This is a genomic window from Allocoleopsis franciscana PCC 7113, assembly GCF_000317515.1.
Lineage (GTDB): Bacteria > Cyanobacteriota > Cyanobacteriia > Cyanobacteriales > Coleofasciculaceae > Allocoleopsis > Allocoleopsis franciscana.
This window is the reverse complement of the sequence record NC_019738.1, coordinates 6,925,825-6,952,078: the sequence shown is the minus strand read 5'-3', so window position 1 is coordinate 6,952,078 and position 26,254 is coordinate 6,925,825. Positions and strand designations below refer to the sequence as shown.

Here is a 26,254-nt window from a genome sequence, read left to right as displayed (position 1 = left end):
ATGAATTTAATTTACTTTCTCCTGCGTTCTTCCTGGAGAATGGTGGCGATCGCAATTGTCACCGGTTTTTTGAGTGGGGGTAGTAGTGCGGGTTTGATTGCGCTGATCGGTTATGCGATGGGTAGTGGTGTGGCTTCCGCCTCAAGAGCGATCGCGTGGGGTTTTGCTGGATTGGCGCTGGTTGCACTCCTCACCAGTATCTTAGCGAGGGTGGTGCTGATTCACCTGTCCCAAAATGCCATCTTCCAACTGCAAATGCGCCTGAGTCGTCAAATTCTCGCCACGGAGTTAAGCCATCTGGAAAAGCTGGGTTTTCCCCGACTGTTAGCAACCCTCACGGAAGATGTGCAAGCGATTTCTAATGCTGTTTATGTCATTCCTTTTCTTTGCATTAATGTTGCCATTGTTGCGGGAAGCTTAGTCTATATCACTTGGCTATCCTGGAAAGTCTTTCTGATTGTTGTGGTGTTGTCGGTGATTGCATTAGGCAGCTGTCGGGTGCTGCTCAAACGCGGAAGACAATTGATTGCCCTCGCCCGCGAAGAACAAGACCAACTGTTTAACCACTTCCGCACCATTACCGAAGGAGTGAAAGAACTCAAACTTAACTATCAACGCCGTCAAGATTTCCTCACCCAAGATTTGCAAGTTACAGCAACTAACTTCCGCCGTCATAATACCGAGGGTCTAACTTTATTTGCCACTACCGATAGCTGGGGTAAACTCATCTTTTTCTTCGCGATCGGTTTAGTCCTATTCGTGCTGCCAAATCTCATCGTAATCGATTTGCAAACTCTCGCCGGCTACGTCTTGACCTTCACGTATTTAATCGGCCCCATGGATAATATTGTTAACAAACTTCCCCTGATTAGTAAAGCTAATGTGGCTTTACAGAAGATTGAAACATTAGGTTTTTCGCTCACGAGTTGCCATGAAGTGGCGATGATTCCACCTGAGTTCAAGTCATCCTGGCAAAGCTTGGAATTCAAAGGTGTGACTCATACCTATCAACGAGAGCAAGAAGATATCAATTTTACCGTTGGCCCGATTAACCTAACGCTTCGCCCTGGAGAATTACTGTTCATCATTGGCGGCAATGGCAGTGGTAAATCAACCCTAGCAAAGCTGATTACCGGACTCTATATTCCAGAAACAGGAGAAATTCGGTTAGATGGACAACTTATTAATCAACAAAATCGGGAATGGTATCGCCAACACTTTTCCGTGGTTTTCTCTGATTTCTATCTATTTGATCGACTTGTGGGGTTTAATCCAGCGGATGTAGATCTACAAGCTCAAGATTATCTCAAACAACTCCAACTCGACCGCAAAGTTAAAGTTGAACAGGGAAAACTTTCGACCACTGCCCTCTCTCAAGGACAGCAGAAACGATTGGCGTTACTAACCGCCTATTTAGAAGATCGACCGATTTATCTATTTGATGAGTGGGCGGCAGATCAAGACCCCTTATTTAAGGAAATCTTCTACACACAGTTTCTACCCCAACTCAGAGATAAGGGCAAAACGGTACTCGTTATCAGCCATGATGACCACTATTTTTATTTAGCAGACCGCATGATAAAACTGGATTATGGCATGGTGGAGTTTGACAAGCGATCGCACCCATAAATGACTCAACCGATATCCAAGCTCCCTAGCCTAGGGCTAACGTTCAAACGTCAGCCCCATGATTAGCTTTAGCCGGCTTATCCAATCACTGTCTCATGCTTCCCTACCTGCTCAATGAGAGCCAGCACATCACTACGGCTAAGCTTCTCCTTGCCGTTACTCAATGCATCCAAGGTGCCGTGAGCCAACAATAAGGGAATTTGACAAAACGTCAAAGCCGGACCTTCTGGAAGCGCGTTAGTGTAGGCATCGGCAAGGGCTAAATTGCGACGTGCATAGGCTTGCATCGCATCTTTACTCCAACCTTCGGGATAAAAGTCTACTCCACGCGCCAAATCGTCGGTGTGGTTACGGAGAATGTTGACCGCTTGTAAGCCTCGACCAAACCCAACCGCCTGCATCCGGTTGGTCTGCGTCCCATCATACCAAGTCCATAAGTCGGAGAGTAACAATCCCACCGCACCTGCAACGCTAAAAGTATACCGATTTAAGTCCGACTCGGTTTGAATCGTCCAATTGTTGTCTGCCCAGTAAGCCATTCGATCCGCCATGGCTGCCGTAGCATCCCAAATTCGAGGCGCAATATCTACAGGTGCTAAACTTGACCATTCGCCAATCCGAATGCTTACCTCTGGTAATATCTCTTGGTGTAGACTGAATCCGTCAGAGAAGTCATGGATCGCAAAGCCATCAACAGCGGCTTGCAACTTCAGGCTAATCATTCGCAACAGTTTTGCCTTAGAGGAATTATCGATGCTTGGATGATCTTCGATTTCATCAATGGCACGCATACATAAGTAAGCGGATGTAACGGCTTCTTGCAGCCTCAAGGGTAAATAACTAATTGGGATGTAAAAAGTCCGGCTAGTTTCTTCTAAAACTTCTAAGGCATCTTCACGTAGAGCCATCTGTTGCACTCCTATGATTGACTGTTACACCAAACTACAATCCAACATATCTTCTTTTGTCACTTTCGTTGTCGGTAAATCAGCAACTTCTCCATATATTGGTGGGCTTCTCTAGGGAGAAAAGGTAGGTTCAGAAACATTCATCATACTTGAAATATGGACGATTTTCATATTAAGATTTTGAGTTTTATTTCTCTTCTTAAGAAAATACAAATCAAAGATAATTGATAGTTAATTTTTCGCTTTAAATTGACGATTTTATACTTATGTTATGGCTCCATGTATTCAAAACAACAGTTCAAAATTACATTTGAAGTCCGAGAACTCTTTAAGGTGACCCAGGCAAAGTATGACTCTAATATAGACTGGTAATGAATACTCAAGAACTAACTTTTGCGCCGTGACAAAGTCTGATATTACCTAATCATTAGCAAAGTTCTAGTTTTTCGATTTACCTTGAGAGTCTCCCAAACCCATGAGTAAAAGCTTTTCCTAATATTCTTCCCTTAACTGAGAGAAAATGGAGAAGGTAAGAGAGACTCAGTGTAAATCATGAGGGTGTTGAATAGAGTGTCAAGACAGCATTTTTGGGGTTGCCCTGCAACAGTTACAACCTGAGGACTGAATTAGCCAGAAATTGCGCCCTGCTGAGTCAACAAAGTTTGATGACGGCCTAAAGCCATGAGCGGAAAATATTGTTGATAGAGATGATATTTCAGATAAAAATGACTAGGAAAACCAGTCCCTGTAAATTCTGATTCGTTCCAGGTGCCATCCGATCGCTGGGTATTTAAAAGATAATTTACACCCCGTTCGATTGCCTCACTAGCGAATTTTCCAGTCGCCTCACCCGCCGCCATTAAGCCAATTAAAGCCCAAGCGGTTTGGGAAGCTGTACTCGTTCCTTGTCCTTTGAGAGCTGGGTTATCGTAACTGCGGCAGGTTTCGCCCCAACCTCCATCTGAATTTTGGCATCCAGCCAGCCAAGCCGCACCCCGTTCAATATGCCGAGAGTGAGTTTGAGGCGCGATTAGCGCTAGGGCAGACAGAGCACCACTGGTTCCATAAATATAATTAACTCCCCAACGACCAAACCAGGAACCATCCGCCTCTTGTTCACGAATCAGATAATCAATCGCTCTTGCCGTTTGGTTGGCATCGATTGACAGGTTACACCACCCCAGCATTTCTAACACCCGTGCCGTAACATCTGCCGTGTTCGGGTCGATCATCGCTTTCAAGTCACCATAGGGCAACTGATTGAGCCAATCCTGATTATTATTGAGATCGAACGCCGCCCAACCCCCAGCTTGACATTGCATCGAGGCAATCCAATTTACAGTACGAGCGATCGCTGCTTGTTTCAACCGTTCATTCGGAAGCTGCACCTGATGTAAAGCCATCACCACCACTGCCGAATCATCCACATCGGGATAAAAACGATTCTCAAACTCAAACGCCCAAGCACCAGGTTTTCCTTGTTTATTCTTAACCGCCCAATCGCCGTAATCTAAAATTTGCTTGCTCAATAACCATTCTCCCGCCCCAACAATGGCAGGATGCTTCGGTGAGAAACCCGAATCCATTAAGGCGCGAATCACCCACGCGGTATCCCAAACAGGGGAAACACAAGGCTGAACACAATAACTCTGTTCGGTTTCAATGGCAAAGTGATCAACTGCCTTCAATCCCCGGTGGACAATCGGATCGGCGGCATCATAATCTAAGCAACGCAACGCCAAAAGCGAGTTCAGCATGGCGGGAATAATTCCCCCCCAGTCTCCTGTGGCTTCTTGCCGCTCTAAAATCCATTTTTCAGCCGCCTTGATGCCTTCTTGGCGAAAAGGGACAAGATTTAGGCTTTCGGCGAATTTAAAAGCATTATCCAGAACCAGAAATACGTCTGTCCAATCAGAATTTCGGGGTAAATCAAACCGGGCATGTTCCCTGCCTTCGGTATAGAGTTCATCGAGGGTAATTCTGGGATTGACCTGAAACACCGGTTTGCGATCAAGGACAATGAGGAGAGGAACCGTGCTTGAGCGTGCCCAGCTTGACATTTCGTAGATGTTGAAGGGAAACTGCTCTGGCAACAGCATCACCCACGGTGGCAAAGAAGGAACGCCTTGCCAGCTATAGCAGCCAATCAGGGCTAAATGGATTTTAGTAAAAATGCGACTGCGACTAATTCCGCCCCGTTGTAAGATAAAGGTTTTGGCTCGAAGCATGGCGGGGTCGGTTTCCGATACCCCCAACAACTTGAGCGCCATATAGGCTTCAACGGAAGTACTTAACTCTCCACCATCCCCGTAAAAGAGTTCCCACCCCCCATGCTCTCGTTGTTGCGATCGCAGGTAATGTTCTACTTTGTGTAAGGGACGTTCTGTGTCAGTTCCCCAAATCTTGTGGAGCAGAACGGCTTCTGCGGTGATGGTGACATTAGATTCTAACTCAGCCCACCAGTAGCCTGCTGGATTTTGAATCGAGAGTAAATAGTTTTGTGTTGCAGCGATCGCTTCTGCTAATCTCGATGCTGTAGCCTTGTCTTGTGTCTGCATTGGTTTCCGTCTATCTGTAACACCCCCACACAAGGCAGAATCATAACGGAAAACCGATAAGATTTCCAAGCAGTATTGATTAAGGACTTGGGCTTTTTTCAGGGTTTGGAAGTACTTTTTTCAGGGCAGCAAACCAACGAGATGCCATTTTTTGTTCACCTGCTTCACTGGGATGACAGCCATCGTAGGTATCGACGCCTGCTTTGGGGTTGAAGCCACTAAACTGATTTACCACAACGATGGGTGAGTTTTGAGTGCTGGTTCTCCGGGCTAAATGTCCAATTCGCTGATTCAGTTGTTGAATTCGCGGTGGATTTCCACAGGGGATAATCTGTGCAATCAGCAGCTTTACCCGTGGGTTGACAATACGTATCCGTTGAATCAGTTGCCGAAGTTCCTCTATGGTACTTTCCAGGCTTTGTCCTTGAGTCAGATCGTTATTCCCCAGATGAATCAGCACGATGTCGGGTTCGCTGATTCGCATCCAGCCGTCAATTTTCTCCAATACCTGATCCACGCGCCAACCCCAATGTCCTTCATGATCGGGGTCAAAATCTGATAAGGGAGACAACCCTCCGAAATTCTCTCGTGTTGACCCAACAAAATCAATGTTGTAACCGGCCTGACGTAACTCAAGCCAGAGGGGGCGACGATAACTATTATGCTGAGTATTCCCCTGCGTGATCGAATCGCCAAGGGGCATGATCCGCGTTGGCTTGTCGGATGGCACTGCTGTTGATATCGCCGTCGTAATGCACAAGACACTTAAGAGAGTTCCGGCAAAGAAAGCTGGCAGCCTGAATCTGCCAATTGAGGGCTTTAAGTTCAACTTAATCTCGACTCCTGAGTTCTGAAAGACAAGGCTAAAGATGGTGTATTGTGCTTTTTGACGTACACAAGACTCAACATGCTGCTGAGTGAGATGGGGTTAGGATTGACCGTTCTATCTTTGGTGATTTGGCTCGGATTGCTGGGCTTTCGGGGTCAATTTTGGCGAACGGATCAGCGTCTAGAAGAGATAGAAACACCGCCACAGAACACCCGTTCAACATTATATCCATCGGTTTGTGCTGTCGTCCCGGCTCGGAATGAGGCTGAATTGCTCCCTGTAAGCTTGCGATCGCTCCTCAACCAAGACTATGCTGGCTCCTATTCAGTCATTTTGGTGGACGATCACAGCACTGATGGTACAGCGAGTGTTGCCCAACAGGTTGCCCAAGACCTGAACAAAAGCTGGCAGTTGCAGATGATTCCAGGTGTACCCCTGCCTGCGGGTTGGACGGGAAAGCTTTGGGCGATGGAACAAGGGATTCGCCATGCTCAGAACCTAACCCCACCGCCTGACTATTTGCTGTTGACGGATGCTGATATTGAACATGATAGTGGCAATCTCCGCCGCCTCATCGCCAAAGCCCAGCAGGCAGATTTAGAGCTTGTTTCCTTGATGGTGCGACTGCGATGCCAGGATTTTTGGGAGCAATTTTTAATCCCAGCCTTTGTTTTCTTCTTTCAAAAACTCTATCCCTTTCGTTGGGTGAATGACCCCTTTAATCCTACCGCCGCTGCTGCTGGGGGATGTATTTTAATTCGCCGTGAAGCGTTAAGTCGCATTGGTGGATTGCAGGTGGTTCGCCAAGCGCTCATTGATGATTGTGCCTTAGCTCAAGCTGTGAAGTCGAGTGGTTCAGAGGAAGGGAAAGGCAGAAGTCGCATTTGGTTAGGACTTACGACTTTAACCCGCAGTTTACGCCCTTATCCCTCTTTAGAGACAATTTGGGAAATGGTGGCTCGCACTGCCTATACCCAGTTAAACTATTCGCCCCTATTGCTGTTTGGGACGATATGTGCTATGGCTTTGATTTATTTAGTGCCGCCTGTGGGAGCCATCTGGGGTGGATTGACGGGAAATGGGCTGGTTGCGATCGCGGGTTTATCGGCATGGCTGTTGATGAGTGTGGCTTACTTCCCTATCGTGCGATTGTATGGGTGTTCACCTGGATTGGCATTTTCCTTACCTGCGATCGCTTTTTTGTATACTCTGATGACTCTAGACTCTGCTATACGACACTGGCAAGGTCGAGGCGGTGCTTGGAAAGGGAGGGTGTATTCTGAGAGAAATTAGGGCAAGCTTTTCGAGGTATAAATCTCTGTTTTGGTAACCCTTGAAACTGAAACAGAAACGAGAGAACTTTTTCATCCTGCACAACTGAGCGCTTCAGATCAATTATTCACTTTTTGCTGTATTGCCTGCCTTAATCCAGCCCTCTTGATTACCCTCTACTACGCGCACCTGTTGCCATTTTCCATCATCACTTTGTTTAAGAATGAACACGGCTTGATTGGCGGCAACACCACCAATCCGGGTTGAATTGAGCGTGGGTGCGTCGCGAAGACTTAAGCCTTCTGGCCAGGTTACACGCGCTTTATAAGCCCCTGGTGGCAGTTCTTGGATGGGGGACTTACTGGGTGTGGGACTCTGTTGGCTGCTGGGTTTCGATTTAGACGCTGGAGTTAAACTGGCTTTCTTAACCGTCGGGGACTTCTTCTGTTGCTCTTCTGCGAAGATGGGTTTGGCAGGAGTAATAGAGAGCCTTGTCCAGAAGTAATAAGCGGTACCAATACCAAAAATGATCAAGAATATGATGCCGACAAAAAAACCGAGGATAAACTTAAAGATGCCTGACAAACTCATAGGGAGTTGTTGGTAATGGGTAATGGGTAATGGGTAATGGGTAATGGGTAATGTCGCTTTAATTAACTACTACCCATCACAATCGGATTACTGAAATTGACGCTGAATGCGATTGCTCAAACGGCTATCTCTAGAAGCCATTCGGGCTTTTCCGGCTGCTGCCCAGTTTTGTAAAAATTGGATTTGCTCTTGTGCGGTTCGAGCTAAGGGAATGATTTGGCTGGCAGATTCCAAGATATCATCGGTAGTGAAATCTCGGTTTTGACTGAAACCAATGTGCATGGCTTCGATTAGGGTTTGCTCGATTTCCGCACCTGAAAAATCAGGGGTTTCATAGGCTAATCGGTCTAAATCGTAATTCTTTAAGTTATGAGGCCGCAATCGAGATAAATGTAACTCAAAAATGGCTCTGCGTTCTTCTTGGCTGGGCAACCCCACAAAGAAGATTTCATCGAACCGCCCTTTACGCAGCATTTCTGGGGGTAATGCTTGGATGTTGTTGGCGGTGGCGACGACAAAAACGGGGGATTTTTTTTCGGCTAGCCAGTTGATAAAGGTGCCAAAAACGCGGCTGGTTGTGCCGGCATCTCCTTTAGAATCTATTCCTGAGAAGGCTTTATCAATTTCATCAATCCACAGGATGCAGGGAGCAAGCGCTTCTGCTAACTGAATCATCTGCCTAGTGCGGGATTCGGATTCTCCGACTAAGCCTCCAAATAGACGCCCCACATCTAAGCGTAGCAAGGGTAGGTGCCAGTGATGGGCGATCGCTTTTGCGGTTAAGGATTTTCCGGTTCCCTGAATTCCCACTAACAGCAAGCCGCGAGGATGGGGCAAACCGTATTGTCTGGCACGTTCGGTAAAAGCACCACCCCGCCGCAGCAGCCAGTCTTTCAGGTTATCCAAGCCACCGATATCAGAAATTCTTTCCGTGGTTGGGTAAAACTCTAAAATTTGCGTCTGCCGAATCGATTGGCGTTTTTCTTCTAAAATTAATTCCACGTCTTCGGGTTGAATTTCGCCATGAGAGGCGATCGCACGCGCCAGAACCCGACGAATCCGTTCTAGGGATAGCCCCTGCGCGGAACGTACCAGCTCATCTAAGACTTTATCGCTCAAGGATTGTGCTGTCGCGCTGATCAACCGTTGAATTTCGGCTTTAATTTCCGAGGCGTTGGGTAACGGAAATTCCACTACTGTCAGCACTTCCGCCAGTTCAGCAGGAACGGTAATTTGTGGGGATAGGATGACAATATTCTTGGGTTGGGATTTTAGGCGTCTTGATAAGTTTCTAAGTTTGCGAGAAACGGATATATCGTCTAAAAAACGGTGAAAATCTCTTAATATAAAGATAGCTGCGGCACTTTGGGCTACTTTCTCCACAAATTCTAGCGCTTGTAACGGATTGCGGCGTCCGAAACCGACATCATTGGGGTTGCCCTGGTAGCCGTCCACGAAATCCCAGATATAGACAGCGCGATCGCCTAGACGTTTCCCAGCTTGTGCGATTGAGGCTTCCACTCGCTCTTCTTCGGGGGTGGGAATATAGATTAAGGGATAGCGCGCCCGGAGCAGCAGCTCAAATTCATCATTAAAACTCATGACACACCAAGGTTAAGGGCAACACAAAGAAGTGAACTACCCACACTAAATCGAAGCGATTATAGTGTGGGCTTCTAACATCACGGGGGAATGCCTGAGAACGGACTTGCGTCCAAGCTTTGGTCTTACTTCCCCTCCGTTAGCAGAGACGGCTGTTCCATCCGTCTGTAGCATTCTGATGCCTTCGGCTCTAATGTTCGTTGCTGCGTTACCATCCCGGTCGTGACGAGTGCCGCAATTAGGACAAGTCCACTCTCTAATATCAAGAGACAAACTATCAATCTGGTAATAGCAATTAGAGCAGAGCCTGGAGCTAGGGAACCAACGGTCAATCTCAACCAATTTGCCACCTTTTTTCTCTAGCTTGTAGAAGAGAAAATTGACAAAGGTTCCCCATCCAATATCAGATATTGCTTTAGCTAAATTGTGATTGCGTACCATGCCTTTGACATTAAGATTCTCTACTACGACAACTTGGTTTTCATTGACGAGCTTTCGTGAAAGCTTATGTAGAAAATCCTGACGGGATTTAGTTACCCGTTCGTACACTTTAGCTACAGTTTTCTTAACTTTGTTCCTTGAATTACTTCCTTTTTGTTTTTTAGCTAGTTTTTGTTGCTTGCGCTTGAGGTTTTTCTCATGTTTGACTAGATGCCTAGGGTTGTCATACTTAGAGACTTTGCAGCCATCGCTTGTAATGGCGAAATGAGTCAATCCTAAGTCAACCCCAATCACTTTGCCGTTAGTTGAAACAGTCGGATTGTCGCCTTCACTCTCCGTCAGTATTGAGGCAAAATACTTGCCTGATGGGTCTAAACTGACCGTTACGGTTTTAATTGTTCCTTCTATATTCCTGTGCAGCTTGGCTTTAACTTTGCCAACCTTACCAGGTAACTGAACAAATCCATCAAGTACTTTAACGTTTTGAGGATACTGGAGCGATTGCTTGCCATGCTTTGACTTGTAACGCGGAAACCTGGCACGACCTGCAAAAAAGTTTTTATAGGCTGTGGTTAGATTGAGGGTTGTTGCCTGTAAAACTTGGCTATAACATTCAGACAACCATATAGTTTCCTCTGCTTTCTTGAGCTTTGGCAAAAAGGCATTAAGCGCTGACTGATTAAGGCTTTTACCTGTTTCCTTATAAGTCTCAATTGACTTGTTCAAAGCATAATTCCACCACCATCTGGCACAACCAAAGTGCTGAGACAGTAGGACTTGTTGCAAAGCCGTTGGATACAGTCGAACCTTGACCGCTTTGTGCAGCATCTTGCTCCCTCCTTACTGCATTATACATATTGCAGTAAAACACTTACAAAGATCAAAATGTGGAAATTTCCGTTCCTCCAATTAAGAAGCCTAACATCGGGCCGCTAAACGCCGGAGCTAAGCGTGAGGATACAGTTATAGCGGGGGACAACAGGAGCGAGGAGTTAAATCTTGAGACAACTTTTTCAAATTGCGTATCTCTAATACTTCCTCCAAATCGGCAAACTATCCAGGAAGTTGTTTTTTCAGGTTTGCCAGAGCTTGCCAACGCTGATCCGTAAGCGCGGCACTCCCCGGCTCATGATCATTAATCTGAATGCCTGGGCAATCCGAGTCACAAAGCTGCCGAGGGGGAGTTGCTAAACAGAGTTGCTCGTATAGCCAAACGTCTGGCTGAAAATAACCTTGGGGTGGCAGCGTTTCGACCAAGTCTTCCAACGCCGTTTCCCGTTCTAAGGGGCCTTCATCGGGTTGGTCGGCTGACTCATCTAACCAAACCATTTCCGAGGCATCAACTTGTAGACGGTGGTTGTACTGCTGCAAGCAGCGATCGCACGTTAAGGTAATAATGGTTTCCGCTTGGGCCGAAACTTCTAGATAATTCCCTTGATGCGTCACTTGCATTCGACCGCGCACTGGGGTGAGCGTCTCTAAACCAGCAATACACTCCTTAACTTGAATGACCTCTGTCTGCTCTGGTAGCTTAAGCAGCCAAGGAATATGAATGGCTTCCATGATGCTTATCCTTTTTTTTATTAACCCCTAGGCAGCTAAACAATAAACCCTTAAACACAGAGCTATCTGGAAATACTCATCGTTCCCCAACAACTCTTTAGCGTAGACGCACAACTAGGCGTCGGTCAGGTTCCTGTCCTCGGCTTTGAGTCTCCAAGTCTTCGCATTCCTTCAAAAAGGTATGAACTTGACGGCGTTCTGCGGAGGACAAAGATTTTAGTTCATATTCTTGTCCCGTCTCGCGCACCGTTTGGGCGGCATGATCTGCCATCGCCCGGAGTTCCTCTTGTCGCCGAAGGCGATAACCATCGATTTCTATGGTATACGCGGCTTGTCCCTCTTCGTCCTGCCCCAAATTCAAAATGGAATTAGCCAAGTACTGAATCGCATCCAGCACAATTCCGTCTGGGCCAATCAAAATTTCAACTTGTTTGGGAGTCAGTCGGGTTTGATCGATGGTTAACCAATAATTTGGCTTGTCTTCACCTGAGTCATGGGTAAGAGTTGGTCTCACCGGTGCCCCGAACTTGGATAAACGCAGGAGTTCCTCAAGCCACTGCTGACCTCGCTGCATGAGCTGATTGTCCATAACTAACTCGAAGCCTTTTTCTTAGAACGCCGTTCAAAAGGCAGTGATTCACGCTTCTCCCCAGCTTTGGTTTCTTTCTCTTGCGTCTCCATCATTTTTTGAATGTTTTCGGGCAAGGGTTCGCGCATCAAAATAAAGGTCTGGGCTGTCTGAAAAATATTGGCTATCACCATATACATCAGTACACCAGCGGGCAAGGGGAAGAATAAGAACATCCCAGAGAACAGGATTGGAGTGAGCTTATTCACCGTTGCTTGCTGCTTTGAGGCGTCATCACTCGAAGCATTCTGACCTGAAAGAAGCTGATTTACATACAAACTAATGCCAAACACAAGAATCATGCCAATGACATCCCAGTGAATCGCTCCATCGGGTTCAAAAGCACCCACACGTCCTAGAGCCTCAATGAAGAGGAATCCTTTATCAGCGGCTAATCCAGGAAGGCTGCCCTGAAGCGTTACTTCTCCGGGTTCTAATGCTTCCAGAGTTCCGTCTGCCTGAATCCGGATGTGTTCTGCCCCTTTGGTGACTTGCCATTTGGGAGCAATTTTCGTCTCTGGATACTCGGTTAACAATTTGTTAAGCGATTTGCCTTCAACCGTTTGAAACTCTACTTGGGTTTTTTCTCCAACGACTAAACGGCTTCCCCCTGGGAGAATAGCTGCGACTGGGGCATGAACGCCATCAGCGATGTAAATGTTTTGGGGTTTGGTTACAAACGCTTGGGGCTGAATCAACTCCATTTGCTCTCTGGGAAAGATTTGGAGATTGACGGCGTAATTAACGTCCGAAAAGGGTGAACCCCGCAAGGTGGCAAACAGGGCAAACAATACCGGCATTTGCAGCACGACCGGTAGACAGCCAGCTAAGGGATTGCCAAACTCTTTGAAGAGTTTGCTCATTTCTTCCTGCTGTTTAGCTGGGTCATCTTTGTAGAGTTTTTGAATCTCTTCTTGCCGCTTTTTCATCAGCGGTTGGGTGATTCGCATACGCCTCATATTGCGAATGGAACCAGCGTTCAAGGGAAAGAGGGCAAAGCGAATCACCAGGGTCAGCGCCACGATGGCGAGACCATAGCTTGGCACAATCCCGTAAAAGAAATCCAGGATTGGCAGCATGACGTTGTTGGAAAGAAACCCGACACCAAAATCCATTCGTGTAAAGTCTACCTAGGCGCTGTAAAGTTTTCTGAATCTAATCTATCTAATATTTGTCCCAATGCGAGACGGTTATCCGGTACGCATTGATAAACACCCCAATTCTGCTTGGCTTAAAGGCAGAAGTTTGGGGATGTGAAGAGTTGATTCTTGTTCTTGGTCGGTCACAGAGGTTGAGCCTCTTACGACACCCCTAGCTCTAAGCCTTTACAGAGTCGAGGGGTCTACCCGTTTTTTGGGCGGCTTTTTCAGCAATGTGGTCATAGATTTCGCGGAACCGGGGGATGGCTCGTATTTCCAGGCGACTGCCATCTTTGAGGGTCACCACAATGTCCCCCCACGATCCGAAACCACGGGGAACTTTAACGACTTTGACCACCTCTGAAAAAATAATGTCTGTGCGATCGCGCCCTTGCCAACCCCCTGTGATCGAAATACGGCGATCCGTAATGCGATAACGCAGCCATAGGGCACGAACAATGGCTCCCACTGTCAAGGGCAAGCAAATCACCGTGAACCCTAACAAAATATTAATAATCAAATCACCAACATGGGGGCCACCTTCGTAAAAAACTTCTTCTTTAATGCCCATTTAATACCTCTGCTTCTGCCAACAACTGCTCTAATTCTCGCAAAAATTGTGCATAATCGCACCGCTCGGCTCCAGGTCGTACCCCTACTATCAGTTGCCATCCTGGAGAAAGTTGGGGTAACAACTGGCGTAAAGCTGCCCTAATGCGCCGCTTAATTCGATTGCGAACAACCGCTTTTTTACTAACTTTTTGACTGACAGAGATGCCAATGCGAGTTGGCGGCGGGTCTTGATTGGGCGACGATAACCTCTCGGAAATTGGGGCGTCCACTGTACTGGTGCGTCGGGACAAACCTCGCAAAGTTAAATAACGCCCATTTCGGCGTATTCCTTTTTGATACACGAGCTGAAAATCTCGCCAGTGCCTGAGTCGATGCACTTGAGGCAATGCCACGCTTATACTCCAGTACGAGGACACAACCGACAGCTAAACAAGGAAGGCAACCGACTACTCGATGCAATAGTCACTCAAACTATACCGAGAGACGATAACGTCCTTTTTTTCTGCGAGCTTTAATGACATTTTGACCATCTTGGGTACGCATCCGTGCGCGAAAACCCGACTTTCTTTTCCGTTTGCGGCTGGTGCCGCCTAGAGTGCGTTGAGTCATATACTTTTACTTCAAAAAAAATCAATCTGACCCTTTGTGCAAGAGTCACAATTTACTAGGGTAGCACTTTGACCGCGAACGGGGTGGCTCCTCCCTGGTAAGCCATGGAAAGCTGGGAAGTTATAAAGTTCTCATCGGCTCACTTCGTCCCTTCCAATCCCCTGACACAAGGGTGTTTAACTATCCACCAATACTCAAAATCCAAGTGCCGACGTAACGGGGGAGTGGAATATCACCGGGCGTCATTACCTGAGCATTGAAATAGTACATTCCACCAAAGGGGGGATTTTTAACGTTTGAGAAGACAATTTCGATACTATTCCCCGCCTGGATTGCCTGATCTAACTGGATCTGAATGACGTGATTTTCTTTATTCCAGTTCACTTCAGAGATCGGCACTTTTTTGCCTTTGACACGTACCTCAACTCTCTTGGGGTCAAACTTGCCGTCGAAATAATCGGGATAAGAAATGGCAATCTGAGCCACCCCTAACTCCAATTTCTTGGCCGGAATTTTAAAGCGGTAACGATCCCAGCCGTTCGGCTGACCGCCATAATCTAAGTAATAGTTCAGCTGATTTTCACGAGCCACACCGCTCCACAGGGTAAAACCTGGGTTGTTCTGTGCCCAGCTTTTGACAGCAAACCCCGTGATTATACAACCCGTAACGGCTACGGCAGAAATCATGGGTCGCATCAACGATTTTTTGGATAACATAGGCTGACTACTCTTCCCGAAGGGTAATGAGGTTTGTCACTAAACTTTACTATTTTTGACTCTTTATTGAGAGTATCAAAGTTGAGTTACTGCGGATAATCTCAGGTGGAGACGTTAAAGACTTGGAAAAAGTGCCTGGGAGACTGGTTTTGACCCTTGAGCCGCCCGTCAATACCTCCAAGAAGGTCGGGTCGGTAGAAACCATGAGGCATGTTGGCGATTAGTACAGTAGATTTTAACCAGAATCCCCTTGTTCTTAAACTTTTATTAAAGTTTTTTGAGTCACTTGTCAATGCCTAACAACCATTTGATGGATTCAGTGAATATTTAAGACAAGTTAAAGATCGCCTTCGGGATCGGGTAGGCAACACTAGGATGCAAGTGAGAACATTACTGGCATCCCTTGCCAAATCGGCTTGCTAAGTGCAAAGTATTAGTTGCTCTCTGGTGCCGCCAGAGAGATATCTGCCTTGCCAATTCAAACGGCTAGTTCTGTTTAAGTAAGTTTACTCATCCTCACTAGCTTAAGTCACAAGGAGCGTTCATGAAAATAGCGATCGCGAAAGAAATTGAAGTCGGTGAGCGTCGCGTCGCGCTAAATCCGGATACGGTTGCCCGATTAGTGAAACAGGGCTTAGAAATTTGTGTAGAAAGTGGTGCCGGAGAGGGTTCATTTTTCAGTAATGAGACTTACGAAACCGCTGGTGCCAAAATCATCTCTGATGTCAGTGCTTTGTGGGGTGAAGCCGATATTCTCCTAAAAGTTGGCCTCCCCAAAGAGCATGAAATTCATCAGCTACGGGAAGGGAGTGTTTTGATTAGCTTCCTCAATCCCTTAGGTCAGCCAGAGGTGATTGAGCAACTCGCGAATCGAAAAGTCACGGCATTTAGTATGGAGCTGATTCCGCGTACCAGTCGTGCTCAAAGTATGGATGCTCTCTCCTCTCAGGCGGGCGTGGCAGGATACAAAGCGGTACTGATTGCGGCAGCGGCTTCACCCAAGTTCTTCCCCATGTTGACAACGGCGGCAGGTACAATTAAACCCGCCAAGGTCTTTGTGATGGGCGCTGGTGTGGCGGGTCTACAAGCCATCGCCACGGCTAGACGCTTAGGTGCTGTCGTGGAAGCCTTCGATATTCGCCCAGCCGTTAAAGAAGAAGTGCAGAGTCTCGGGGCTAAGTTTGTCGAAGTCACACTCGAAGAAGAAACCGTAGCCGCCGGGGGTTACGCCAAGGAAATTTCTGAGGCATCCAAGCAGCGGACTCAAGAAGTTGTGACGGAACATGTTAAAAATGCCGATGTTGTTATTACAACAGCTCAGGTTCCGGGGAAAAAAGCACCCTTACTGGTGACGGAAGAAATGGTGCAACAGATGCATCCTGGCTCTGTGATTGTGGACTTAGCAGCAGAACAAGGCGGCAACTGCGCTTGCACGGAACCCGGTAAGGATGTTGTGCGTAATGGGGTTACGATTATTGGCCCGATTAACTTGCCTTCTTCTATGCCTGTACACGCCAGTCAGATGTACGCCAAGAATATCTCCACCCTGTTGCAATACCTGGTTAAGGATGGGGAGTTACAGCTGAACTTTGATGACGACATCATCAATAGTACTTGTGTTACCCATGCCGGAGAAATTCTCAATCCACGGGTAAAGGAAGCCTTAGTTCAGGTTAGAACAGCCGTGTGACGCACCTTATGTTCCTCTCTAACTTGTTGCATTTAGTGACAAAAAAACCGTTTGTAAATTTATGACAGCAGCTACATTACTTTCCAGTTTGTTTGTATTTGTGCTGGCGTCTTTTGTTGGTTTTGAAGTGATCAACAAAGTGCCGCCAACACTCCATACCCCCCTGATGTCCGGAGCTAACGCCATTTCTGGCATTGCTGTGATTGGGGCATTGATTATCTCTGGCCCTAAAGAGTCGAGTATCACTGTGATTTTGGGCTTACTTGCCATCGTACTGGCAATGGTCAACGTGGTGGGTGGTTTCCTGGTGACGGATCGGATGTTGCAAATGTTTAAGAAGAAAGAGGTGAAGGCATGACCGACTTTCTCCCGACTGGGATTGAGCTGAGCTATTTAGTGGCAGCATCGCTATTTATTTTTGGCCTGAAAAAGCTGGGTTCCCCGGCAACAGCACGTCAGGGAAATGTCATAGCTGCCGTAGGCATGTTGCTGGCTATCGTGGCGACCCTACTAGAACGGCAGGTACTCAACTATCAGATGATTCTCTTGGCGCTGGTCATTGGCTCAGTGCTGGGTGTGATCGCAGCGTTAAAAGTGCAAATGACCGACATGCCTCAGATGGTCGGTCTGCTCAATGGTCTGGGGGGTGCAGCCTCTGCCTTGGTAGGGATTGGCGAATTCTGGCGCTTGTTGAGTACTGGGGAACCGGTCACCCTGTACGCTACGATTACGATTATTCTTGGTGTATTGATTGGTGGGGTTACCCTGACGGGGAGTTTAGTGGCGTTTGCGAAATTGCAAGGACTTCTCCCCGGAGCTCCGATGACGTTTCCCTTGCAACAACCTATCAACGCTTTGATCTTGATTGGGTTTTTCGTGGTGAGTGGCTTTCTGATTGCCACACCCGGTCATCTTTCTATCTTCTTGGGGCTGCTTGCCATCTCCTTGCTTCTCGGCGTGCTGTTTGTCATCCCCATTGGGGGGGGTGATATGCCGGTGGTGATTTCCCTGCTCAACTCGTACTCTGGCCTAGCCGCGAGTGCTGCGGGTTTTGTCGTGATGAATAACATGTTAATCATTGCTGGCGCATTGGTCGGTGCGTCGGGAATCATCCTCACTCAGATTATGTGTAAAGCGATGAACCGCTCCCTGGCTAGTGTGCTGTTCGGTGCCTTTGGTTCGAGTGGTTCTGTTGCCATTGCTGGTGCTAGTGGCAGCAGTGACCAGACCGTCAAGAGTGTTGATGCGGAAGAAGCGGCGATGATGCTGGGCTATGCCCGAAATGTCGTGATTGTTCCTGGCTATGGGATGGCGGTGGCTCAGGCACAGCACGCCGTGCGAGAGTTGGCGGATCAGTTGGATAAACTGGGTGTTGAGGTTAAATATGCCATTCACCCGGTTGCGGGTCGGATGCCGGGACACATGAATGTGTTGTTGGCGGAGGCGAATGTGCCTTATCCCCAGCTTTACGATATGGATGACATCAATCCCCAATTCGATGAAACCGATGTGGCTCTGGTGATTGGTGCCAACGATGTGGTTAATCCAGCCGCTCGCAGTGATGCGGGGAGTCCAATTTACGGAATGCCGATTTTAGAGGTAGACAAGGCTAAGCACGCGATTGTAATTAAACGCGGCATGAGTACGGGCTTTGCTGGTGTTGATAATGAGCTGTTTTACAAAGACAAAACGATGATGCTTTTTGGTAGCGCCAAAGATGTCGTCGCGCAGCTTGTTTCTCAGGTGAAGCAGCTTTAAGCAGAGTTGAAAATTATTAGGTTGAAGGTTGAAGGTGGTTTGAAATTCCAACCTTCAACTTTTCAATTCTTAGCCCGAAAGATCTGTTGGAAAATCGGTATGAATGGCTTCTAGCTTCATCAGAATCTTAGGCTTGAGTTTCTCAAATTCCTGTTTGAGAATCTTTTTCGTTAACTGAGATTGACCAGAAGATAGTAAAGTTTGACTAGAGTTTGCCCAATTTTTCAGCAATTTGCATTGAGCAGGAGCAATATTTGAGGTCATTACTTTAGCACATTTATGGGGTTCTGATAGAGCAAAGAATAAGAGACGGTAGCTTCCCGCTTCTCCTAAGAGTCTCACCATTTTTTGACCGATATCGGTTTTAAGGTCTAGGTAGCAAGGAAGCCAACGAGCACCATATTCGCGGTTATGCAGAACAGTAATCCATAGCACAATTGGATGGGGTGATGGCAAAAAGAGGAATTGGTTGTAGCGTGTACTAACCAAACGTTCCTGAATGTCTTTTTTGTTGAGCATCACCCAAAGGGTGGCTAAATGTTCATTGTTGGCTTTAAGGATATGGGGAAAAACAATTGTTGCTTGGGGTTTGTCTTTAGGCCAAGAAGTGGCTAGACAAATTTCATCCGATGTACGATTGCGCTCCTGCGTTGGTGAGGCCGGTGGAGGCAACTCTTCCACCTTACCTCCCCACTCCCCAACCAGCTCTTCACCCCGTTTAAGACATTCCTGTATGGATTTCAAGACTCGCAGGATTTCCTCGACGCTTTGAGGACGATGGTTGGGGTCTTTTGCCAGACAGCTAAGAACTAGCTTCTTGAGGTGTTTTGGTAATTTGAGGTCTGGATTAACGGATTCAAACGAGCGAGGAGGGAAATCGTGATGAGCTTTGTACCAGCCGCCAAAAGAATGTGTTTCACCCATGATGGGCATTTCACCCGTCAGCATCTCAAACATCATGATGCCCAGACTGTAAATGTCGGAGCGTTTATCCAATTCTTTACCCTCCATTTGTTCGGGTGAACAATAAGCGAGGGTACCCATAAACGAGTGTGTTTGATCGCCTTCGGACTGAAGCAGTTTGGCAATGCCAAAGTCGAGAATTTTGACTAACTCTCCGAAGGATTCATCTTGAACAATGAGAATGTTACTGGGTTTAATATCCCGATGAATGACTGGGCTGAGTTTACCATCACGAACGATGCCCTTATGAGCTGTTTGCAGTCCCGAACAAATTTGGCGGGACATATTCAAAAACCGAGGTAAAGAGAGAGGCTGCTGTCGAATAACTTCGCTTAAGCTTTCTCCTTCCAAGTATTCCATGACATAGAAGGAAATCTCATTTTCATCTACGCCATAGTCCCTCACTCGAACAATGTGATTGCTTTGTTCGCCCAGCATGGCACAGATCGTTGCTTCCCCATAAAAGCGATCGCGCATTTTCTTGCTCAGCAATGCCTGGGACAGAAATTTGACGGCAACGATGACTCCGCCCAGAAGCATATCTTTGGCTTGATAAACCCGACCCATAGCGCCTTTGCCGATCAGCTTGACCAGTTGATAGCGATTGGCGACTAAGCGACCATAGTTGGGGTCTGTTGTCATGATTTTGTTCTAGCAGCTTTAAGCGGTTGAATTAAAGATACCGATGAGAGCGATGTCTTCCTAAAGACAAGTTGGGAATTTGTCAGACCAGAACTGCCCTGAATGACCTACGATCTTTCGCCATTCTAATTTCACTCGCTTGCTTTTGGCATCGATGGAATTTTCCCTAAAAGAAGAGGCGACAAACTGAGCAACATGCGGCGGCTAGTGTTCTAGCACGTTACTCGTTGCCTGTTGTCAGAACGCATGGTCATTTAAGATACATCTATCCAGTTGTTGCCCATAGAGTTACTCCATTGAGTCGAACTCACCCCAGACTGATCTGGAAGTATAGGGTTACTCTGGCTGACGTTCTAGAGTCGCCTCCATGGTACTGGTCAGATAGTGACCTGCCATGATCCCACTGGACAAATAGTAGGTATTTTCATTGAGCCGATGGCTTGTTTCAAAGCCGCTACGGCGGTGGCGATCGCCTAATACCCAATAACGTTGAACAATGGATTCTGGAGTCACCCAGCCTTCGCCTTCCACATGTCCTAAGACACTGTGTTTTAAGACAAAGGTATACTGTCGTTCGCCAGCGTCAAGACGCCCCCGATACTGAAAAGATATATCCTCGCGCTCACTGTCGGGAAACACTAGCTTGGTGACCATGGTAAACCAATTTTCCCGACCCCAGGCAATGAGTGTCATACCTCTGACAGGAATTGGCATCCCATTGCGCTCCAGCCAATTTCCCTGGAGTGTCCAGCGTCCTGCCTCCAATAAAAAGGTGTGAGCCACGGTGTTACCCTTTACTTATTATCTAATATTGCCTCTCTCATTCTCCGCACTCAGATCACTTGCAACCAGTAATTAGCGTAACTTCGGGAATTGCCTCAAGCGGCATCAATGAGAATGAAAAGTAGCAAGTAAGTTTAAGTATAACCGGACTCCTGTTGCCTACAGGGAGGTTTGTCTAAGTTCAAGCTCCAAGAGACGGATAGACATTCCCTAGGAGTACGGCTGAGTTGGCTCCAGTTACCTTGGGTAGGTTACCGGGGATACCGAGATTTCGCCAATGAGCCAACACTGCAAAAGCGATCGCTTCTTTAAAATCTGCACTCACTCCTGCTTCATCCGTGGTTAGTACCTGGCTCGCTCCTAGCTGATCAGTTAAGCGTTGTTTCAAGTAAAGATTGCGGCTTCCACCCCCACATAACAGGACTCTCTGGGGCATCTGGGGTAAAAAGTTTTGGTAGCTCATGATAATTGACCTCACCGTCAGTTCGGTCAACGTAGCTAACAGATCAGTGGGTGTCAAGTTATACGCCTCCCCTTCTACCAAGCACTGATTGAAGTAATCCCAGCCAAACAACTCCCGGCCTGTAGATTTTGGCGGTGCGATTTGGAAATAGTCTTGACTGAGCCACTGTTCGACTAGGGCGTCACAGGGAGTGCCACTGGCTGCCCAATTCCCATCTTGGTCGTAAGTTTGGCTACCTCCTGTGAAATGTTGCACAGCTAAGTCCAAAAGGGTGTTACCCGGCCCCGTATCCCAGCCACAAACTCGATCGATCCAATCATCTTGACGCACGGGTAGGTAAGTTAAATTGCCGATACCACCAATATTTTGGATACATTGGTGCTGAGTGGGTGACGAAAATAGGTAAGCATCCACCTTGGGCACGAGTGGGGCACCCTGTCCTTGTGCCGCCATGTCAGCCGCACGGAAATTGCTCACCGTCTTGATCCCCGTCAGGTGGGCGATGAGTTCTCCTCGTCCCAGTTGGAGAGTATATCCTAGGGACGCACCGGGAAGAGTTTCGACCGCTGGTTGATTCCCCAGCTTGAGCGGTGGGCGGTGATAGACGGTTTGACCGTGGGAGCCAATCAGGTCGGCTGGGGGATGGCTGATTTGAATGTCTCGTGCTGCTTGGGCAAATTGAATGGCGATCGCATCATCTAACTCTGCCAATTCAGCCATTGATACAGCCGCACCAGCGCAAACTTGCAGAATTTGCTCTCTGAGCGTTTCTGGATAGGGATAAGTTGCACCAGCGAGTAGCTCAATTTTTAAATCAACATCAGTACCAGTAATGTCTACTAAGGCGGCATCAATGCCATCCACCGATGTGCCGCTGATTAAGCCGATTACGAGAGGCATAGAATGTTATTTGTACTGGGTGATCGTGCGTTCTTAGCTTATCGGAATGAAGGCGCGATCGCAAAATCTCAAAGCTCCGCTTCTTTAGCCGTGAAGGAAGAGCAAGAAGCCTTCTCTTCGGGTAGGAGACTTAGCCCAATCACCCGGCTCAATCTCAAAAGCGCTTAAATTCTTTTTTTTCGGTCGCAATAATATGCAAATCTACATCTTTGAGATATCGTACTAATTTCTGAACAAGAGAACCCCTCCAGAGTATTTCCCAACGAGATTTATGAGACTGTCCTAGAATGACTTGAGTAATGTGGTACTGTCGTGCTGTCGCTGCGATTGCATCAGCCACATTTGCAGATTTTACGCAGATAAACTCGCCACCAAACTCCAGACAAAAATTTTTGCAGGTTTCAATATAAAGGCTTTCATCCCTAGTGAGGAAGCGTTCTGGGTGATCGACAAATAACGCATACAGGCGTGATCGCATGACAGTAGCTAATCTTGCTCCTCTTCTGAGCAACTGAGCTGAATTAGGGTAAGTGGAAATACAAACCAAAACTCGCTCGTGAACATTACAAAACTGAGCTGCTGGAGTAGAGTTTTTCTCTGCTGATTCTTCTATATTGTCAGCAACTTCTCGTAAAGCTAACTCCCGTAACGCAACTAAATGACGCTTCTGAAAAAAGTTTTGTAGGGATTGTTCAATTTTTTCTGGAGCATAAATTTTGCCTTCGATTAACCGTTCTTGTAGGGTTTCGGGTGTGACATCTACGACTACAACTTCTGTGGCTTCATCAAGAATGCGATCAGGAATTCGCTCACGCACCACCACCCCAGTAATCTTTGCTACTAAGTCATTGAGACTCTCTAAGTGCTGAATGTTAACTGTGGAATAAACATCAATACCAGTTTCCAAAATAACCTCAACATCCTGGTAGCGCTTTTCTCGCAACGAACCGGGTATATTGGTGTGTGCAAGTTCATCGACGAGGACTAATTGAGGTTGGCGCTCCAAAATAGCGTCTGTATCCATTTCTCCCAAAGTAACGCCGCCGTGAACAATTAGCTTTTTAGGCATCATCTCTAATCCAACGGCTTTGTCTGCTGTTTCTTCACGCCCATGAGTTTCTAGTAAGCCAATCACCACATCAATGCCTTCTTCCTTAAGTCGATGGGCTTCTTCCAGCATTCGATAGGTTTTGCCTACGCCGGGAGCCATGCCAATAAACATTTTGTGCTTACCTCGACGGCGGCGAGAAAGGGTGTCATTAGGTTCAGTACTATTCAATTGGTTGGCTATCTCGTTTTGATGAATCATGGGAATAGGGAACTTTGGATATAGAATTGTAAATTTTTTGATGTGTTTCTTTTACTGTAAATACTATTCTGAAAACTCCCTATAGCGGCTATAAAGTGAAATGGGATTAGAAAATTAAGGGAGGACGACTTTTATGCGATCGCGTAGCTCGCGTGAGGTTATTTTGCGCGGGTTTGTAGGTGGGATCGAGGTCGGTTGCCACTCGGTAATTCTTCAACGCCTCGACGCGATCACCTTCTATTTCCTGCAATTCCCCTAATTGAGCGATCGTCAGCCGGATATTTTTCTCATCATCCACAATCAAGATTCTGGCCTTAGACATCGTTCCTTTCACCGCTCATTAACAACAGGCAGCGTAAACGTAAATGTACTGCCTTCGCCTGGGGCGGAATCAACCCAAATTGTCCCACTATGTGCTTTGACAATTTCCTTACAAATCGCTAACCCCAAACCACTCCCACCCACATCTTTATCAGTTTTTACCTGGACAAACTTATCGAAAATTTTTGCTTGATACTCCCAAGGAATACCAAGGCCATTATCGGCAACTGATAGGTAAACCCAATCATCTTTCTGCTGAGCACTCACCTGGATATGTCCCCCTGCCTCGGTGTAACGCAGAGCATTAGCAATTAAATTAATCAGCACCCAGATGATTTTGTTTGGGTCTGCTTTCACTGGCTCAATATCTGTTGGTATGCTGGGCGTTAGTTCAATCTGTTTCTCCTGTGCCTGTACACTCAAAATTGAAATAGCTTTCTCGATTAATAGCTCAACCTCTACAGCAATAAACTCCAGTTCAATTCGACCGGACTCAATTTTGGAAAGATCGAGAAGGTCATTCACCAAAGTCCGTAAGCGTTCCACATCTTCTACGGCTGCGTGTAGCAGCTCTTGTTCGCGATTAGATAGTTTCTGTTGGGCAGTTTCCAACAGGAGGTTAAGACTCATCGCCATGCCCGTTAGGGGGGTTCGCAGTTCGTGGGATGCCGTCGCTACAAACTCACTTTTAAGAGTGTCTAATTCCTTGAGTTTGGTGACATCCTGCAATAAGAGGACAACACCAAGCATCGTGCCTTCTTCTGTCGTTACAGGAGTAATAGCAAATTTGTAATACTGCGCCTGGTTTTCCGTCTGTTTTGAGAGGATAGATTGGTTTTCATTTAACTGGGGCGGCGTTCCCGTCTGGGCAGTTATGTTTAGGTATTCATAAAGTTGTTGATGATTAAAAACACTGAGAAAATGCTTTCCCTTAGCCTGTTCGGCAGTGGTATTCAAAATGGCAGCAGCGATAGGATTAATCGCAATAATTTCAAACTCCGCATCCACAACAACCAATCCATCACTGATGCTACGGATAATCGATTCACTGCGTTGTTTTTCGGCAATAACCTGACCTACATTTAGCTCGTGGAAGACCTTGAGATTTTGGCTCATGGTCGTAATTTCTTGCGCCAAAAGACCCAATTCATCATCGGATTTCACGGTGATGGCGATATCATAATCACCTTCGGCAATTCGTTCGGTAGCGCGAGTCATTTCCTTAAGGGGTCGAACCAAGCGCGTCGAAAGCAGTAAGCTAAATCCTAAACCCAAACCGGCTGCTGCTCCCCCAGTAACAGCCATTGACCCAATTGCCTGATGGGAAAGCGCTTGAGTGCGTTGTGAAGCGAGCACCATTGTTTTTTGGTTTAACTCTCGCAACTCAACACTCGTCTGGCGCACCGACTCAAAGGCAGGCAGTAGTGTGTCGTAGTAGTAATCGGTAGAAACTGGAGTCTGGCGCAGTTGCTGTCTTCGCAATTGGGAAAACGTGAGCAGATAGTCTTTATAGTTTTTTTCCAGGTTGAGGAGGACTTCTTTCTCTCCAGGAATGGTGATATTGTCCTTCGCGCGACCTAACCACTGCAAAAACAACACTTCATTGGCACTAAACTGCTCGGTTCCTTGCTCTTCATTCCCTAGCAAAACCAACAACGTGGCGCTATCTTGCCGCTCAATAGCATCGATCATATTTTCAGCCGCAAGAATGCTGCGGTAGTTTTCCCGCAGAATGGCTTCACTGGCTCTGCCTAAGCGGCGAATGTTAATAATACCCCAGCCGCAAACCAGAATCACTAAGGTGAGGGCAACACCGTAGCCAGCTAAAATTTTTGTTCTCAGTTTCATTGCCCCTTCAGTTAAATTTTTTATCTCGCACGAGGCCGTATCTAAAAAATTATCTCTTTTTATTCATCTACTTTAGAGCTTGTAAATCGGGCTTTATTTTTTGGGAAAGCGATACTATCAGGGTGATAATCCTGGCAATTTAAAGCGAGGGGTGTTAAGGCTTTAGCCGGATGGACAGCACACTTTAGATGAGGATTATCGATAAAAAAGCGACAACTTTCACAAGGGAGGGGTTTTAATTGAGCATTAGTCTTTACTTTGGTAGTTTTGCGAAAAAATTTGCCACCAATTCTTTCAACAAAAATTACGATCAGCAGTAAAATAAAAAGATAAAAAAGAGGCATTAATTCTGATGAATCGTTTTGAATCTCAAAGGATGATTGTGTTGCCTCTGAACCAGCTTTAACCAGCTTAACCTCTTTCGCACTGGATTGATTCAAAAATTCACCATCTAGACCATAGAGGTTTAAAGGCTCTAAACTATTCATTTCTTTCCTTAGCAATCGGTCAGCCTTCTT

The 26,254-nt window shown here is 46.7% G+C and carries 26 protein-coding genes; 6 read left to right on the top strand and 20 right to left on the bottom strand.

Translation table 11 applies throughout. The features are described from left to right. A complete protein-coding gene (locus tag MIC7113_RS28660; protein ID WP_015185683.1) occupies positions 1-1,629 on the top strand; it encodes a cyclic peptide export ABC transporter in 1,629 nt (542 codons plus the stop codon). Between the two features lie 77 nt (positions 1,630-1,706). Here MIC7113_RS28660 and MIC7113_RS28655 read toward each other — a convergent pair whose 3' ends face one another. From MIC7113_RS28655 to MIC7113_RS28645, 3 genes are all read right to left on the bottom strand, one after another. Beyond that, entirely contained in the window at positions 1,707-2,537 is an 831-nt protein-coding gene (locus MIC7113_RS28655; protein WP_015185682.1) for a squalene/phytoene synthase family protein, read from the bottom strand. Positions 2,538-3,163: 626 nt separating this feature from the next. Next, positions 3,164-5,095: a squalene--hopene cyclase gene (shc, locus tag MIC7113_RS28650; RefSeq protein ID WP_015185681.1), complete on the bottom strand. Its 1,932-nt coding sequence runs from the start codon at positions 5,093-5,095 to the stop codon at positions 3,164-3,166. Positions 5,096-5,174: 79 nt separating this feature from the next. Next, positions 5,175-5,924, bottom strand: coding sequence for an SGNH/GDSL hydrolase family protein (locus tag MIC7113_RS28645; protein ID WP_015185680.1), 750 nt, complete (start codon positions 5,922-5,924; stop codon positions 5,175-5,177). Between the two features lie 78 nt (positions 5,925-6,002). Between MIC7113_RS28645 and MIC7113_RS28640 the strand changes: the two genes are divergently transcribed. Then, on the top strand, positions 6,003-7,217 hold the full coding sequence (locus tag MIC7113_RS28640; RefSeq protein ID WP_015185679.1) for a glycosyltransferase: 1,215 nt from the start codon (positions 6,003-6,005) through the stop codon (positions 7,215-7,217). A 102-nt stretch (positions 7,218-7,319) separates the two neighbouring features. On the opposite strand, the gene MIC7113_RS28635 is transcribed toward MIC7113_RS28640, so the two are convergent. The 10 genes from MIC7113_RS28635 to MIC7113_RS28590 form a co-directional block, all read right to left on the bottom strand. Then, entirely contained in the window at positions 7,320-7,787 is a 468-nt protein-coding gene (locus tag MIC7113_RS28635) for an SH3 domain-containing protein (RefSeq protein ID WP_015185678.1), read from the bottom strand. A gap of 87 nt (positions 7,788-7,874) precedes the next feature. Then, entirely contained in the window at positions 7,875-9,389 is a 1,515-nt protein-coding gene (locus MIC7113_RS28630) for an AAA family ATPase (RefSeq protein WP_015185677.1), read from the bottom strand. Between the two features lie 45 nt (positions 9,390-9,434). Beyond that, positions 9,435-10,658, bottom strand: coding sequence for an RNA-guided endonuclease InsQ/TnpB family protein (locus tag MIC7113_RS28625; RefSeq protein ID WP_015185676.1), 1,224 nt, complete (start codon positions 10,656-10,658; stop codon positions 9,435-9,437). Positions 10,659-10,883: 225 nt separating this feature from the next. Next, complete coding sequence (locus tag MIC7113_RS28620) at positions 10,884-11,393, bottom strand: YceD family protein (RefSeq protein ID WP_015185675.1); 510 nt, start codon at positions 11,391-11,393, stop codon at positions 10,884-10,886. Between the two features lie 97 nt (positions 11,394-11,490). After that, positions 11,491-11,982 carry a Jag family protein gene (locus tag MIC7113_RS28615; RefSeq protein ID WP_015185674.1) on the bottom strand — a complete coding sequence of 164 codons (492 nt, stop codon included), beginning with the start codon at positions 11,980-11,982 and terminating at the stop codon, positions 11,491-11,493. A 2-nt stretch (positions 11,983-11,984) separates the two neighbouring features. Beyond that, complete coding sequence (gene yidC, locus MIC7113_RS28610) at positions 11,985-13,136, bottom strand: membrane protein insertase YidC (RefSeq protein WP_015185673.1); 1,152 nt, start codon at positions 13,134-13,136, stop codon at positions 11,985-11,987. Between the two features lie 202 nt (positions 13,137-13,338). After that, positions 13,339-13,731, bottom strand: coding sequence for a PH domain-containing protein (locus MIC7113_RS28605; RefSeq protein WP_015185672.1), 393 nt, complete (start codon positions 13,729-13,731; stop codon positions 13,339-13,341). After that, positions 13,721-14,125: a ribonuclease P protein component gene (rnpA, locus tag MIC7113_RS28600; protein WP_015185671.1), complete on the bottom strand. Its 405-nt coding sequence runs from the start codon at positions 14,123-14,125 to the stop codon at positions 13,721-13,723. The genes MIC7113_RS28605 and rnpA overlap by 11 nt, the downstream gene beginning before the upstream one ends. Before the next feature lie 79 nt (positions 14,126-14,204). After that, positions 14,205-14,342, bottom strand: a complete 138-nt coding sequence (gene rpmH, locus MIC7113_RS28595) for a 50S ribosomal protein L34 (protein WP_015185670.1) — start codon at positions 14,340-14,342, stop codon at positions 14,205-14,207. Positions 14,343-14,522: 180 nt separating this feature from the next. Continuing rightward, the gene (locus MIC7113_RS28590; protein ID WP_015185669.1) at positions 14,523-15,059 is read right to left on the bottom strand and encodes a DUF2808 domain-containing protein; all 537 of its coding nucleotides are present in this window, start codon (positions 15,057-15,059) and stop codon (positions 14,523-14,525) included. Positions 15,060-15,603: 544 nt separating this feature from the next. Here MIC7113_RS28590 and MIC7113_RS28585 point away from each other — a divergent pair. From MIC7113_RS28585 to MIC7113_RS28575, 3 genes are all read left to right on the top strand, one after another. Next, a complete protein-coding gene (locus MIC7113_RS28585) occupies positions 15,604-16,749 on the top strand; it encodes a Re/Si-specific NAD(P)(+) transhydrogenase subunit alpha (protein WP_015185668.1) in 1,146 nt (381 codons plus the stop codon). Between the two features lie 61 nt (positions 16,750-16,810). After that, positions 16,811-17,107, top strand: a complete 297-nt coding sequence (locus tag MIC7113_RS28580; protein WP_015185667.1) for an NAD(P) transhydrogenase subunit alpha — start codon at positions 16,811-16,813, stop codon at positions 17,105-17,107. Further along, positions 17,104-18,507: an NAD(P)(+) transhydrogenase (Re/Si-specific) subunit beta gene (locus MIC7113_RS28575; protein WP_015185666.1), complete on the top strand. Its 1,404-nt coding sequence runs from the start codon at positions 17,104-17,106 to the stop codon at positions 18,505-18,507. Before MIC7113_RS28580 ends, MIC7113_RS28575 begins: the two co-directional genes overlap by 4 nt. A 69-nt stretch (positions 18,508-18,576) precedes the next feature. On the opposite strand, the gene MIC7113_RS28570 is transcribed toward MIC7113_RS28575, so the two are convergent. From MIC7113_RS28570 to MIC7113_RS28560, 3 genes are all read right to left on the bottom strand, one after another. Next, a complete protein-coding gene (locus tag MIC7113_RS28570; RefSeq protein ID WP_015185665.1) occupies positions 18,577-20,112 on the bottom strand; it encodes a serine/threonine-protein kinase in 1,536 nt (511 codons plus the stop codon). A 336-nt stretch (positions 20,113-20,448) separates the two neighbouring features. Then, positions 20,449-20,895: a hypothetical protein gene (locus tag MIC7113_RS28565; protein WP_015185664.1), complete on the bottom strand. Its 447-nt coding sequence runs from the start codon at positions 20,893-20,895 to the stop codon at positions 20,449-20,451. A 181-nt stretch (positions 20,896-21,076) separates the two neighbouring features. Further along, complete coding sequence (locus MIC7113_RS28560) at positions 21,077-22,258, bottom strand: anhydro-N-acetylmuramic acid kinase (RefSeq protein ID WP_015185663.1); 1,182 nt, start codon at positions 22,256-22,258, stop codon at positions 21,077-21,079. A 3-nt stretch (positions 22,259-22,261) separates the two neighbouring features. Here MIC7113_RS28560 and MIC7113_RS36930 point away from each other — a divergent pair, with 3 nt between their 5' ends. Further along, the gene (locus MIC7113_RS36930) at positions 22,262-22,426 is read left to right on the top strand and encodes a hypothetical protein (protein WP_015185662.1); all 165 of its coding nucleotides are present in this window, start codon (positions 22,262-22,264) and stop codon (positions 22,424-22,426) included. Here the strand turns inward: MIC7113_RS36930 and MIC7113_RS28555 are convergent. The 4 genes from MIC7113_RS28555 to MIC7113_RS28540 all read right to left on the bottom strand — a co-directional run bounded on the left by MIC7113_RS28555 (position 22,413) and on the right by MIC7113_RS28540 (position 26,224). Then, positions 22,413-23,567, bottom strand: coding sequence for a sensor histidine kinase KdpD (locus MIC7113_RS28555; RefSeq protein WP_015185661.1), 1,155 nt, complete (start codon positions 23,565-23,567; stop codon positions 22,413-22,415). The two genes, MIC7113_RS36930 and MIC7113_RS28555, sit on opposite strands and share 14 nt — an antisense overlap. Positions 23,568-23,673: 106 nt before the next feature. Continuing rightward, positions 23,674-23,889, bottom strand: a complete 216-nt coding sequence (locus MIC7113_RS28550; RefSeq protein WP_041780259.1) for a hypothetical protein — start codon at positions 23,887-23,889, stop codon at positions 23,674-23,676. Positions 23,890-23,897: 8 nt separating this feature from the next. Then, positions 23,898-25,736, bottom strand: a complete 1,839-nt coding sequence (locus MIC7113_RS28545) for a HAMP domain-containing sensor histidine kinase (protein WP_015185660.1) — start codon at positions 25,734-25,736, stop codon at positions 23,898-23,900. Between the two features lie 59 nt (positions 25,737-25,795). Beyond that, positions 25,796-26,224 carry a hypothetical protein gene (locus MIC7113_RS28540; RefSeq protein WP_015185659.1) on the bottom strand — a complete coding sequence of 143 codons (429 nt, stop codon included), beginning with the start codon at positions 26,222-26,224 and terminating at the stop codon, positions 25,796-25,798. Between the last annotated feature and the right edge of the window lie 30 nt (positions 26,225-26,254).

Excerpts from the sequence above, each read along its gene's own strand:
- MIC7113_RS28630 (WP_015185677.1), bottom strand. The coding sequence starts at position 9,389 with ATGAGTTTTAATGATGAATTTGAGCTGCTGCTCCGGGCGCGCTATCCC.
- MIC7113_RS28580 (WP_015185667.1), top strand. The coding sequence starts at position 16,811 with ATGACAGCAGCTACATTACTTTCCAGTTTGTTTGTATTTGTGCTGGCG.
- MIC7113_RS28625 (WP_015185676.1), bottom strand. The coding sequence starts at position 10,658 with ATGCTGCACAAAGCGGTCAAGGTTCGACTGTATCCAACGGCTTTGCAA.
- MIC7113_RS28635 (WP_015185678.1), bottom strand. The coding sequence starts at position 7,787 with ATGAGTTTGTCAGGCATCTTTAAGTTTATCCTCGGTTTTTTTGTCGGC.
- MIC7113_RS28550 (WP_041780259.1), bottom strand. The coding sequence starts at position 23,889 with ATGTCTAAGGCCAGAATCTTGATTGTGGATGATGAGAAAAATATCCGG.
- MIC7113_RS28590 (WP_015185669.1), bottom strand. The coding sequence starts at position 15,059 with ATGTTATCCAAAAAATCGTTGATGCGACCCATGATTTCTGCCGTAGCC.
- MIC7113_RS28660 (WP_015185683.1), top strand. The coding sequence starts at position 1 with ATGAATTTAATTTACTTTCTCCTGCGTTCTTCCTGGAGAATGGTGGCG.
- MIC7113_RS28640 (WP_015185679.1), top strand. The coding sequence starts at position 6,003 with ATGCTGCTGAGTGAGATGGGGTTAGGATTGACCGTTCTATCTTTGGTG.
- MIC7113_RS28585 (WP_015185668.1), top strand. The coding sequence starts at position 15,604 with ATGAAAATAGCGATCGCGAAAGAAATTGAAGTCGGTGAGCGTCGCGTC.
- MIC7113_RS28560 (WP_015185663.1), bottom strand. The coding sequence starts at position 22,258 with ATGCCTCTCGTAATCGGCTTAATCAGCGGCACATCGGTGGATGGCATT.
- MIC7113_RS36930 (WP_015185662.1), top strand. The coding sequence starts at position 22,262 with ATGTTATTTGTACTGGGTGATCGTGCGTTCTTAGCTTATCGGAATGAA.
- MIC7113_RS28575 (WP_015185666.1), top strand. The coding sequence starts at position 17,104 with ATGACCGACTTTCTCCCGACTGGGATTGAGCTGAGCTATTTAGTGGCA.
- MIC7113_RS28540 (WP_015185659.1), bottom strand. The coding sequence starts at position 26,224 with ATGAATAGTTTAGAGCCTTTAAACCTCTATGGTCTAGATGGTGAATTT.
- MIC7113_RS28655 (WP_015185682.1), bottom strand. The coding sequence starts at position 2,537 with ATGGCTCTACGTGAAGATGCCTTAGAAGTTTTAGAAGAAACTAGCCGG.
- MIC7113_RS28605 (WP_015185672.1), bottom strand. The coding sequence starts at position 13,731 with ATGGGCATTAAAGAAGAAGTTTTTTACGAAGGTGGCCCCCATGTTGGT.
- MIC7113_RS28615 (WP_015185674.1), bottom strand. The coding sequence starts at position 11,982 with ATGGACAATCAGCTCATGCAGCGAGGTCAGCAGTGGCTTGAGGAACTC.
- MIC7113_RS28570 (WP_015185665.1), bottom strand. The coding sequence starts at position 20,112 with ATGACAACAGACCCCAACTATGGTCGCTTAGTCGCCAATCGCTATCAA.
- yidC (WP_015185673.1), bottom strand. The coding sequence starts at position 13,136 with ATGGATTTTGGTGTCGGGTTTCTTTCCAACAACGTCATGCTGCCAATC.
- shc (WP_015185681.1), bottom strand. The coding sequence starts at position 5,095 with ATGCAGACACAAGACAAGGCTACAGCATCGAGATTAGCAGAAGCGATC.
- MIC7113_RS28620 (WP_015185675.1), bottom strand. The coding sequence starts at position 11,393 with ATGGAAGCCATTCATATTCCTTGGCTGCTTAAGCTACCAGAGCAGACA.
- MIC7113_RS28545 (WP_015185660.1), bottom strand. The coding sequence starts at position 25,736 with ATGAAACTGAGAACAAAAATTTTAGCTGGCTACGGTGTTGCCCTCACC.
- MIC7113_RS28555 (WP_015185661.1), bottom strand. The coding sequence starts at position 23,567 with ATGATTCATCAAAACGAGATAGCCAACCAATTGAATAGTACTGAACCT.
- rpmH (WP_015185670.1), bottom strand. The coding sequence starts at position 14,342 with ATGACTCAACGCACTCTAGGCGGCACCAGCCGCAAACGGAAAAGAAAG.